Origin of the sequence: Streptomyces sp. NBC_01003 (genome assembly GCF_045162695.1) — a bacterium.
Lineage (GTDB): Bacteria > Actinomycetota > Actinomycetes > Streptomycetales > Streptomycetaceae > Streptomyces.
On sequence record NZ_CP108707.1, the window covers coordinates 8,908,379 to 8,918,021 of the forward strand.

Sequence of the window (9,643 nt, forward strand, 5' to 3'; positions counted from 1 at the left end):
TCCTCACACCAACGACGAAGGACGGCCACCATGACCCTCCCATCCGGGCCCGCCCCGCCTGCTCACGATGAGCAGACGCCCTCGGCCAAGGAGGCCGCGGGGACAGGTCGGCCCGACATCCGCGCTCCCGCGACGCGGCCGCTGCCGCATGACGGCTGGGGGGCGAGGTCGCCCCGCCTGTGGTCCGCACGCCGCGTCCCGGCGGCCCTGGTCGCACTAGTGACGCTCTGTGTCGCCGGGGTGCTGCTGTACGACGTGATCGCAGTGCGCGCCGGACATCGGGCCGGGGTATGGCGCATCCGCCTCGCCGACGAGCTGGCCACCCGCCCGGTCGACGACCTTTGGCTGCTGATCGCGGCCGCCGTCGCCGTCATCCTCGGCCTGTGGCTGCTCATCCTCGCCCTCACCCCCGGCCTGCGCCGACTGCTGCCGCTTCGGGCACCCGATGGCTGTCCCGACATGGAGGCCTGGCTGGACCGCAAGGGCGCCGCCTTGCTGTTGCGCGACGCCGCGATGCGGGTCCCCGGCATCAGCGGTGCCCGAGTCCGGGTCGGACGCCGCCGCGTCACGACCCGCGCGGACGTCCGCTTCCGCGACCCCGCCACCGTCCGCGACGAGCTCACCCAGGCCCTGCAGGACCAGTGCCGCCGACTCGGTGTGGCGCACACTCCGCGGGTGACGATCCGCCTACGACACCACACCCGTTGACCACGCCCCGGGAGCACGCCATGAACGGCCGATCCACACTCAACCGTCTCCTCATGGCCCTCAGTGGCCTGGTGCTGCTGGGCGGCGGTCTGCTGATCCTCACCGTAGGCCTCGACCTCTACCGCCGGTTCCACCTGGCCGCGCCTGCCGGCTGGCCCCTGACCACGCCCCACGACGTCCTACTCAGCAACGCCGACCGCATCGGGTGGAGCGACCAGGGCTGGTGGTGGTGGCCCGCCGTCATCGCCGGCCTGGTTCTGGCCGCCGTTTTGGCCCTGCTCTGGCTGCTCGCGCAGCTGCGCCGCCGTCGCCCCGCTTCAGTGCACCTGGGCGGCACGCCTCCACCCGAAAGCGTCGAACTGCGGGGCCGCGCCCTCAGTAATGCGGTCACCGCCGAAGCGCGTGCCCTGCCCGGCGTCGAGCAGGCGAGCGCCCATGTCACCGGACGGGCGGCGCGCCCCTGCCTCCACGTGGCCCTCACACTGACGGATCACGGCACGCCCGCCCCCGTCCTGCAGGCGCTGTGCCACGGCCCCGTGGCACATGCGCGCGACTGCACCGGGTTGACCCACCTGCCCACCCGGGCACGACTGGACGTTGGCAAGCACAAGGCGCGCCGCGCCGAGTAGAGCGCGGTCATCGGGTGCAGCGAGGGCCCGCGGATGGGTGGCCCTCCCATCCGCGGGCCTGGATCCCTGGCTACCAGTAGTGGCGTCGCCCTGCGACGGCGTGGCCCATGGCGCCAAGAATCCACAGAATGGCGCCGATGACGAGCACGATGATGCCGATGGTCCACAGGATCGAGAGGCCGGTCAAGAACCCGACGACCAGCAGGATCACTCCGAGAATGATCATGGTGTCCTCCAATGAGGCATGGCGCTATCTCAACTGTGAACCTTCCAGGCCCGGAGGGAAAGCGGGGCCGGCAGAGCCGGCTGAAGGCCCGCCGCGTTGCTGCTTCACTTCGTGGCGACGCCTCCGGGTGACCGCCCGCCCAAGGCCTGACGAGCGCACTCCACGTGCCGGGTCCAGGGCCGTCCGCGCTGCAGTTGTCATGGGAGCCGATGCATGTGGCGGCGATCGGAGCCCATTTGGCCGGCAGCAGCGGTCTGCTCACGGTGAATACCTCCGGGGCAGACAGAGCGGCTGCCGCTACCGTCGGTCAGTGAGACGGTCTCTCCCTTGGGCAGCTCTCAGCGACGTCTGCGTGCCCGATATGGCCGCTCTGGCCGTGGATGGGAAAATAGGACACCACCCGCAAGGCGTGTGCAGGCACCCCCGACAGGACAGGCAGGTAGAGGTCATGCCCAAGCAGCCGAAGCCGTCCGAGCCCTCGCACGGCGAGGGTCCGAGTCGGCACAAGGGCACTCAGCACGGCTGGTCGCCGGATGTGGACGAGACTCGTCAACAAGAGAATCCGAGCGCCCACCGTTCCTTCCACCCGAATGAATACGCCCCCGCGAAGGGGCCCGGCAGGAAAGTCTCCAAGGAAGAATCGAAAAGCGTCCCCGGCGACACCGCCAAGAGCGCCGGCCGCCGCGGCGAACAGCAGAGCAAGGGCCAAGGCGAAAAGGGTATGCACGACACCGGTCGCAGAGGCCGCTCGCAGCGTCCCAGCGGAACCAGGGACGCCTCCGCGTCGAGTGGGGTGGACCCCCAGGACCCACCCGGCACACGCAGCGAAGGTTAGGCAGCTCGACGAATCTGGACGTGATCTTCGTAGGAGCGCGGAGCGCATGACGTGCCGCAGACAGCGTTCGTGGTGGCGCGGCAGCCGTCTCGGACGATTTGATGAAGAAGCAGCAGGCGACTGACGAGGCGCACGCGCGCGGGCGGGCGTTGCAGGAACGGTTCGGCTCGCCCATGAGCAGGGCGTGCACGTTCTGCTGCAGTGCATGATGCACAGTCAGATCACCGATGAGTTCGGCGCGCCGCAGCCGGAGACGCGCTGGTCCGCTGCTTCAGCACACCGCGAAGCACCCGTCGAGGTGCCGTACCTCGGATGCCAGGACCGGGCCCGTCCGCCCGTGCGGAACCGGTGCGCCAAGGGGATCCTCGGGCGCTGGCACTGCACAAAGGCGCGCTGTTCGATGCCGCCTGACCGGTGCACTGCGCAGCGTGACGCGCGCCCTGAACAACCAACTTCACTTACCGTGACAGGCTCTGTATGTGTTTGCCCACAGGTTAGGGGCGATGACGACGCTGTCGTAGCCCGGGAGGGTTTTGGGTGCCAGCGGGGCGGCGCCTTGGAGCTCCGCGTGCGTAAGATGCTGCAGCCGTCGTGCGCTCGCGCGGTAGAAGCGCTGCTGGGTGGGGTGCCCGAAGGCCGCGAATCCGGCGTGGATAAGGGGGTTGGCCAGCGGCGCTCGCCGCGAGTAGCCGCTGATACAGAAATCCACCGCTCCGGTTCGCAGTCGCTTGACGACTTCGTATGTGAGTTCACCCTGTTCCAGGTGGCCTTCCAGGGTCTGATAAGACCAGCCCCACACGCGCGATTCCTCCCCGCCACAGCCGCGCGTCTCATCGATCACAGAGGTCACTCGTACGCCCATGTCGAAGCGGAGCCCGGCGAACCGGCCTTCCAGGAGCATGTTGCGGCCCAGCAGGGTGTCGTCGGCGCTGTAGATGGCGCGCAGGATGGCCGGATCTGCGAACTGGTAGTCCCGGACCAGGCGGCAGGCGATCTCCCAGGCCCCGCCCTGCTGCGGGTCGCCGGCGGATTCGCAGGCGATCGGGTGGCGCAGGGAATCGAGGTTCCAGCACGCCTCCCGGGTGGGGAGGCTCCGACTTTCGGGCAGAGGCTCGTAGTTGACCTGACGGTCGGCCAATTCACGCAGGGCGCCCACGGCCTTCGCTCGGTGGAGCCGTCGCTCGCGCAGCATGTGTGCCTCACCGAGGCGGGGCGTGTACGGCCTGGTCGAGGTCGCGCAGTGACTGCGCCATGAGCCAGAGTGTGGGTGCCCACAGGCCGACGAAGAGGGCACGTCGCTCGGCATTGCCGCGTTCGTCCTGGTCGAAGCTCGCGGCGCGCATCCAGAAGACGGTGCACAGGCCCACTGAGCCCATTGCGGCAAGTTGCAGTTGCGCACTGCGCAACCCCCATCGGTGCATCATCTGTGCGACGTCCGCCATTCAGCCCTCCTGAATCCGCATCAGCATCGAGGACGCGCGAGCGGCGCCTCGAAGCGGCGCTCACCTCGTGCTGTCATGGAGAAATGTCGGGACAAAACGACAGTAGCAGTGCCACCACTCGCGATGGCCAACCTCAGCTCCGCAAACCGACGCCGAGGCGGCGGCTGGGTACGTTGCTGCGCTTCCCCATGGGGGTATTGCTGGTTTCCTGGGAGTACATGTGGCGGGTTACCGCGCTGCACCGCACCGAGGGGAGTGGCGACGCCGGCGATCTGCCCCCTCCGCTGCCGGCGGCACACGTCGATGAGTTCACCAAGCCGCTGGCCGATGGAGTAGGCCCGATGTTCCATCGGCGCTTCAGCGTCCGAATCGAGGGGGCGGCGATGGGTCCCGAGGAACTGATCGACGCAGTGGCGGCGGATCTGAACGGACCGGCTCCATCGACCGTTGCGGTCTTCCACAGGACGCGAGGCACGCAGGGCAGCCCCGCGCGTCCCGGCGACGAGTACCGCGTGCAGATGCCGGGCCCCTGGGACGGTCCTGTCCGCGTGCTCGACCGCGACGCGCTCTCGATCAGGTTGGGCACGCTTCGCGGGCACTTGGAGGCGGGGCAGATCCAGTTCTGGGCCGGGGCCGACGACGACGTGCTGGAGTTTGGCGTCGAGGCATGGTCGAGGGCGGGCGACCGCTGGGCCGACGTCCTCTACAGTCGGCTGCGGGTGGCCAAGGAGATCCAGTTCAACATGTGGGTGCATTTCTGCCTCGGCGCCGCCGCCATTGCCGGCGGACGCCCACGGGGCGGCGTCACCATCGACACGCGCCGTGTTTCGCAGGATCTCTTGTAGACAGCCCGTGTGTCGTTAGTGTGATGCGCCAGAAATCCTGAGGGTTAGTCCTGCTTTGTTTTCTGGCTGATGGTTCCGACCTTGGTGAGGTAGTCGGCGAGGGAGTTGAGGATCTCGTCGGCGGTCTTGGTCCAGGTGAAGGGCCGTGGGCTCTCGTTCCAGGTGTCGATCCGCGCGGTGATGTCGTCCTCCAGGGCCTTCACGGACCTGTGGACGCCGCGGCGGATGAGCTTGTCGGTCAGCAGGCCGAACCATCGCTCGGCCTGGTTCATCCAGGAGGAGCCTGTCGGGTGAAGTGGACGTGGAAGCGAGGGTGTTCGCCCAGCCTCCGGCCCGAGAATGCCGGGGCCTCAACGGCGGAACCCGGACCGGCTCGCGCTCGCAGAGCAGATCGGTGCGATTCCCATCGATGACTCCAAGGCCTCGCCGATCGACCAGATCAACGAACTCACCAACGGTCTGGGGGCGGACCGTGGCTGTGAGTGCGTGGGCTACCAGGCGCACGACCCTCAGAGTGTCGAGCACCCGAACCTGACGCTCAACAACCTGGTGCACTCGGTGAAGTTCACCGGGACGATCGGGGTCGTGGGTGTCTTCGTGCCGCACGACCCGGGGAGCCCGGACAAGCTGTACAAGGCGGAGGGCGAGGTGGCCTTCGACTACGGCCTGCACTGGTTCAATGGCCAGTCGATGGGGACCGGCCAGGCCAACGTCAAGGCATACAACCGACAGCTGTGCGCCCTGATAGAGCAGGGCAAGGCCAAGCCCTCATGGATCGTCTCCCACGAGCTGCCGCTGGACCAGGCCCCCGCCGGCTACCAGCACTTCGATGCCCGTGACGACGGCTGGACCAAGGTCGTCCTCCACCCCAACGGCTCGAGCTGACCGGACCGGGCCATCCCGGGCCAAGGCCCGCCCCGCAGACACCGGGCACCTGGCTTTCGCACAGAACCAGAACTGGTTCTGGCCCAACTTCTGTGATGGCGTCTCGCCGCCTGGCGAGTCGGTGCCGTGATGACGCAGAAACCGCCACGTCAGGAGGTTGGACCGGCTGTGCGGACAGCCGCGGACGGACGGGCATGGCGTCGCTTCACAGAAGTTGAGCCAGAACCCCAGAACTGACAGCGCCTGGACACGAGATTGGGCAGCACGCGAAGCACTGCAGAAATCGAACAGTTCATGACTTCGGGCAGCGCGGGGGTCGTGCAACTCGCTACGCCGCGGTACGTGCGCCTTCGATTCCCGGCGGACCTTTACAGCTGCGGCGCTCAACGTGGGTAGGAGCGGGGACGGTACGGACCACCGCATTCAGCGCGAAGCCTTGGTCGCTCCTCAGGCAGCTGCTGACGACCCCCTGCGTCGACAGTCGCGGCGTGGCTGCTGACGAGCGTCTTCCAGGAGCGTTGTTGAATCCCCAACAGGACGGCGGGTGCCGTGAACTGCACCATGATGGAGGGGATGCGGCGCGCGTGATCATCCGCGAGGTGTCTTTGCCTCCGTCCAGAGGGGATGCCAACGAGATGTTGCTGCCATCGAAGGCTGAGGTCGCCCGTCACCTGAAGTTCTACCGGGCATGGGAGCGCAGGCTGCTCACGACTCCCACCGACCGTCAGGCGCGAAAGTACTTCGAGGATGCCGCCTACACCCTGTGCGTCCTTCTGGGGCATCGCTGCGGCCGTGAGGCCGCCGACGCGGCCGAGACCTATCTGCGGCCCTATGCGGCGCAGTACCGGGCCGCACCGCAGACCGCGGCGGTGATGGCGCGCCCCGCGCACCACGCCGCCTGAACTGGAAGACGAGCCGACTCGCAGACAGCGTGGTTCCGGCGGAAAATAGGGGGCAGTCTTACAACGGTGTTTCGGACCGGAGGCATCCCCGCGAGCGGCTCGCCGCTCCGGTCGATGCTGTCCGGGCGGCTCGCTTCTCGCGGACAGAGCAAGTGTTCTGACCGTTGAGGAGCGATTCCATATGCTCACCACCGCCACCCCGCGACGTGTGCGTTTCGATCGCGCGCACGACAGTCCCGATACGGCTGCCGCCTTCGCCCGCCGGCCTAGTGGGGCTGGATGAAGGGACCGAGAGGGAGCTTCTGCGCGAGGAGGTCGTCGAGGCGTGGCTGCCCGTGGCGCACCGTATCGACGGCTCCTTCCGCGACAAGGGCGAGAGCATCGAAGATCTGCGTCAGGTCGCCGCGATGGGGCTGCTCAAGGCGGTCAACAACTATGACCCGCGGCAGGGCCCGTTCGAGTCCTACGCCATACCCACCATCAGGGGCGAACTGCGTCGGCACTTCCGCGACCACATGTGGGACGTCCACGTACCCCGCCGCGTGCAAGACCTGCGCAACAAGGTCCGCCTCCCCGCCAAGAGCTGGCGCAGCAACCCGGTGGGAGCGAGGAACCAAGCATCGGCGCCATCGCCGCCCACGCGGGCCTGACCGAGGACGAAGTCCGCGACGGTCTCAAGGCGATCAACGGGTTCAGCGCCCTGTCCCTCGACGCGGGACTTCTCCCCTCCGACGGCCAGGGGTACAGCCTCGCCGACGCGCTCGGAGCACCCGATGGCGCCTACGTACGACATCGTCACCGACCGCGAAGCCGCCAGGACCGGCCTGGAGCATCTACCGGAACGTGAGCGCTCCATCCTGTACATGCGGTTCTTCGAGGACATGACGCAGAGCCGGATCGCGGAGAAGTTCGGCATCTCGCAGATGCACGTCTCGCGTCTCATCCACGACAGCTGCATGCGTGTTCGTGAGAAAGCCAGCCGTGACTGGAACCGAGGCGAGGGCGGTCAGGCGGCCTGAACGCTGGGTGAGTCCCGACGGCCGACCCCCGCAGTAGGGCCGAGGGCGAACGACGAGGCCGACCGAGATCACGGTGGGCGCACAGCTCGTGCTTTCACAGCGATCCGGAGATAGACCTGAGTAACGGCAGCCGGGTCCTGCCGAAGCCCTGCGGTTGACGCCTCACGCTGGGCCCAACCCTGACCGGCCGGTACAGCGGGTGCGGGGATGGGCGAGGAGGCCGCCGCACCACGCTGGCCTGTGTGAACAGACCTCAAGTAGTTGGCTGCCAGCTTGGCCTATTCCCTGTCCGCCTGTCCCGGCACGACACGCACCTCCTGGCTCCAGCGGGCGTTAATGCCGCGAAGATCGGCTCACCAGGCACAGGCTGAGCCTTCTGGAGTCGGGCTATGTCCGGGCGGCGTGTACGAGCCGGTTGTACTCCAGGTCGGACCGGCTCTTGGCCTCGATGGAAAGGTCGACGCCGTCAAGCTGATTTCTGAGGGCGGCGTACACCGCTGCGTGCGCTGCCATCTGTTCGGGACTGGTGCCTTGGGGCGACCAGGAGATCAGGACGATGGCCGCTCTGCGGCTGCCGTCCCGGTCGGCGAAGTGCAGTTCATAGGCCACGAGGCGTGGATCGGAGGGCAGGGCTTTGAGGAGTTCGTCGTGGGTCAGGTTCCCCTCGAAGTCCAGGATGAGGGTGTCCAGGTTGTCGTTGAGCCGATAGAGCACGGTGGTGATGTGCCGGCTGGTTTTGAGCTCGTTGAAGGCGTCGATGCAGCGGTCTTCCACTGAGATGGCACTGGTCACGACGACACCTTCCGCTCATGGGCTGGACGTTCGGGTAGCTCAACGACCGCTTGACCGGGAGGTTGTGGACGGGCCCGCGCGCAGTACCTAAGTCCAGGGCGGGGGTCAGGGCTGTCCAATCTCGTGAACATCGAACACGCCAGGGACTCGGCGACTTCCGAGTGGCTGAACATCCGCTGCCCAATCTCGTGAATGAGCCAGTCCCGCAGTCCACGGACTGCGGGACCTGCCGATTCGCCGGTCCTTACTCCTGTTGCCGCGCCCGCAGCAGGTTCTGCCGTGTGGTGACGAGCCGTCGCCAGCGAGGGCGTGTGGTCTGTTCGCCGTCGAGCCAGTGGGGCGGGGCGTGTCTGTCGGGGAGGGGGAGGTCGGCCATGAAGTGGACAATGTTCCCCTGTGCCGCTGCCGGTCGGGCACCGGTGGGACCGGGTGGCAGGGGCGACCCTGGCCGGCGACGCCGCTCGGGACCCGAACCGCTGCCGTCCGTCTTCTACTGGGTGTGCATGCTGATGGGCCTCGGCTTTTTTGATCGCCGCGGCCGGAGTGATCCGTTCCGCCACGGCTCAGCGCCGTCAGGTGGCGGCGCCGTCGCCCCCGTCCACCCCTTCCGCCACATAGCGCTCCAGCCAGGACGGAAACTCCGTCAGGTCCGCGAGCACCACCTCGGCACCGGCGTTGCGCAGCTCCGAGGCATCACACGGGCCGGTGGCGACCGCGATGGACAGCGCGCCCGCGGTGTGTGCCCCGACGACGTCACCGATGTGGTCGCCGACGTAGACCTGCGCATGGTGCTTGCGCAGCGCGTCGGCCTTGCCCTCCGCCCACAGGGAGCCGAAGAGGGCGTCCACGTCGAGGCCGAGGTGTTCCAGGTGCAGCTTGGCGTTGGGCTCGTACTTCGCCGTCACCACGATCGCCCGGCCGCCCGCCGCGTGGATCGCGTCGATGGCCTCCCGGGCGCCGGGCAGGGCGGGCGTCGCCGCGACCGCGTACTGCGGATACAGCTCGCGGAAGAGAGCGGCGGTCTCCGCCACCCGCTCCCCGGGGAACCAGTGGCGGATCTCCTCCTCCAGCGGGGGCCCCAGCCGGCTCGCCGCGAGGTCGGCGTCGATGAAGGTGCCGGTCCTGGCCGACAGCTCCCGATAGACGGCCTTGATGCCCGGGCGCGAGTCGATCAGCGTCATGTCGAGGTCGGAGCCGACCGTCAGAGAGTGTGCAGCCATGCCTGCCATTGTGTCTGCGGCGGTACCCCCGGTCAGGGAGGCACGACCCGGCCCGGTCAGCGGGGCACCCGCCGCATCCGCCACACCAGGACAACGCCGAGGTGACCGCCGCGACCGCACGATTCCCGGCAGCCCGTCGG

The 9,643-nt window shown here is 68.1% G+C and carries 12 protein-coding genes and 2 pseudogenes; 7 read left to right on the forward strand and 7 right to left on the reverse strand.

The genetic code is table 11. From position 1 onward, the window contains the following. Window positions 1-30 precede the first annotated feature (30 nt). Together OG698_RS40855 and OG698_RS40860 are read left to right on the forward strand one after the other, a co-directional pair. Window positions 31-708: a DUF6286 domain-containing protein gene (locus OG698_RS40855; protein ID WP_406109210.1), complete on the forward strand. Its 678-nt coding sequence runs from the start codon at window positions 31-33 to the stop codon at window positions 706-708. 20 nt (window positions 709-728) lie between these two features. Then, on the forward strand, window positions 729-1,337 hold the full coding sequence (locus OG698_RS40860; RefSeq protein WP_406109212.1) for an alkaline shock response membrane anchor protein AmaP: 609 nt from the start codon (window positions 729-731) through the stop codon (window positions 1,335-1,337). A gap of 70 nt (window positions 1,338-1,407) precedes the next feature. On the opposite strand, the gene OG698_RS40865 is transcribed toward OG698_RS40860, so the two are convergent. After that, window positions 1,408-1,563 carry a DUF6131 family protein gene (locus tag OG698_RS40865; RefSeq protein WP_199841846.1) on the reverse strand — a complete coding sequence of 52 codons (156 nt, stop codon included), beginning with the start codon at window positions 1,561-1,563 and terminating at the stop codon, window positions 1,408-1,410. 448 nt (window positions 1,564-2,011) lie between these two features. On the opposite strand from OG698_RS40865, the gene OG698_RS40870 reads away from it, so the two are divergent. After that, window positions 2,012-2,398, forward strand: coding sequence for a hypothetical protein (locus tag OG698_RS40870; RefSeq protein ID WP_406109213.1), 387 nt, complete (start codon window positions 2,012-2,014; stop codon window positions 2,396-2,398). Window positions 2,399-2,852: 454 nt separating this feature from the next. On the opposite strand, the gene OG698_RS40875 is transcribed toward OG698_RS40870, so the two are convergent. Continuing rightward, window positions 2,853-3,590 (reverse strand): DUF1990 family protein, encoded by a 738-nt coding sequence (locus OG698_RS40875; RefSeq protein WP_406109214.1) that lies wholly within the window; start codon window positions 3,588-3,590, stop codon window positions 2,853-2,855. A gap of 7 nt (window positions 3,591-3,597) precedes the next feature. Further along, complete coding sequence (locus OG698_RS40880) at window positions 3,598-3,840, reverse strand: hypothetical protein (RefSeq protein WP_116507291.1); 243 nt, start codon at window positions 3,838-3,840, stop codon at window positions 3,598-3,600. Window positions 3,841-4,028: 188 nt separating this feature from the next. Here OG698_RS40880 and OG698_RS40885 point away from each other — a divergent pair, with 188 nt between their 5' ends. Further along, the gene (locus tag OG698_RS40885) at window positions 4,029-4,685 is read left to right on the forward strand and encodes a DUF1990 family protein (RefSeq protein ID WP_406109216.1); all 657 of its coding nucleotides are present in this window, start codon (window positions 4,029-4,031) and stop codon (window positions 4,683-4,685) included. A 44-nt stretch (window positions 4,686-4,729) separates the two neighbouring features. Here the strand turns inward: OG698_RS40885 and OG698_RS40890 are convergent. After that, a pseudogene (locus OG698_RS40890) lies at window positions 4,730-5,010 on the reverse strand (IS630 family transposase); the annotation flags it as partial. 14 nt (window positions 5,011-5,024) lie between these two features. Between OG698_RS40890 and OG698_RS40895 the strand changes: the two are divergent. The 3 genes and pseudogenes from OG698_RS40895 (at window position 5,025) to OG698_RS40905 (ending at window position 7,491) form a co-directional block, all read left to right on the forward strand. After that, the gene (locus OG698_RS40895; RefSeq protein WP_406109218.1) at window positions 5,025-5,570 is read left to right on the forward strand and encodes a hypothetical protein; all 546 of its coding nucleotides are present in this window, start codon (window positions 5,025-5,027) and stop codon (window positions 5,568-5,570) included. A gap of 488 nt (window positions 5,571-6,058) precedes the next feature. Beyond that, entirely contained in the window at window positions 6,059-6,472 is a 414-nt protein-coding gene (locus tag OG698_RS40900; protein WP_406109220.1) for a DUF5133 domain-containing protein, read from the forward strand. Window positions 6,473-6,653: 181 nt separating this feature from the next. Next, a pseudogene (locus OG698_RS40905) lies at window positions 6,654-7,491 on the forward strand (SigB/SigF/SigG family RNA polymerase sigma factor). Between the two features lie 387 nt (window positions 7,492-7,878). Here the strand turns inward: OG698_RS40905 and OG698_RS40910 are convergent. The 3 genes from OG698_RS40910 to OG698_RS40920 all read right to left on the reverse strand — a co-directional run bounded on the left by OG698_RS40910 (window position 7,879) and on the right by OG698_RS40920 (window position 9,503). Continuing rightward, the gene (locus tag OG698_RS40910; protein ID WP_406109221.1) at window positions 7,879-8,283 is read right to left on the reverse strand and encodes a hypothetical protein; all 405 of its coding nucleotides are present in this window, start codon (window positions 8,281-8,283) and stop codon (window positions 7,879-7,881) included. Between the two features lie 244 nt (window positions 8,284-8,527). Further along, window positions 8,528-8,659: a hypothetical protein gene (locus tag OG698_RS40915; RefSeq protein ID WP_406109223.1), complete on the reverse strand. Its 132-nt coding sequence runs from the start codon at window positions 8,657-8,659 to the stop codon at window positions 8,528-8,530. Window positions 8,660-8,855: 196 nt separating this feature from the next. Continuing rightward, entirely contained in the window at window positions 8,856-9,503 is a 648-nt protein-coding gene (locus OG698_RS40920) for an HAD family hydrolase (RefSeq protein ID WP_406109224.1), read from the reverse strand. Window positions 9,504-9,643: the final 140 nt, after the last annotated feature.

Coding starts and splice junctions, on each gene's coding strand:
- OG698_RS40855 (WP_406109210.1), top strand. CDS start 31: ATGACCCTCCCATCCGGGCCCGCCCCGCCTGCTCACGATGAGCAGACG.
- OG698_RS40860 (WP_406109212.1), top strand. CDS start 729: ATGAACGGCCGATCCACACTCAACCGTCTCCTCATGGCCCTCAGTGGC.
- OG698_RS40865 (WP_199841846.1), bottom strand. CDS start 1,563: ATGATCATTCTCGGAGTGATCCTGCTGGTCGTCGGGTTCTTGACCGGC.
- OG698_RS40870 (WP_406109213.1), top strand. CDS start 2,012: ATGCCCAAGCAGCCGAAGCCGTCCGAGCCCTCGCACGGCGAGGGTCCG.
- OG698_RS40875 (WP_406109214.1), bottom strand. CDS start 3,590: ATGCTGCGCGAGCGACGGCTCCACCGAGCGAAGGCCGTGGGCGCCCTG.
- OG698_RS40880 (WP_116507291.1), bottom strand. CDS start 3,840: ATGGCGGACGTCGCACAGATGATGCACCGATGGGGGTTGCGCAGTGCG.
- OG698_RS40885 (WP_406109216.1), top strand. CDS start 4,029: ATGGGGGTATTGCTGGTTTCCTGGGAGTACATGTGGCGGGTTACCGCG.
- OG698_RS40895 (WP_406109218.1), top strand. CDS start 5,025: ATGCCGGGGCCTCAACGGCGGAACCCGGACCGGCTCGCGCTCGCAGAG.
- OG698_RS40915 (WP_406109223.1), bottom strand. CDS start 8,659: ATGGCCGACCTCCCCCTCCCCGACAGACACGCCCCGCCCCACTGGCTC.
- OG698_RS40920 (WP_406109224.1), bottom strand. CDS start 9,503: ATGGCTGCACACTCTCTGACGGTCGGCTCCGACCTCGACATGACGCTG.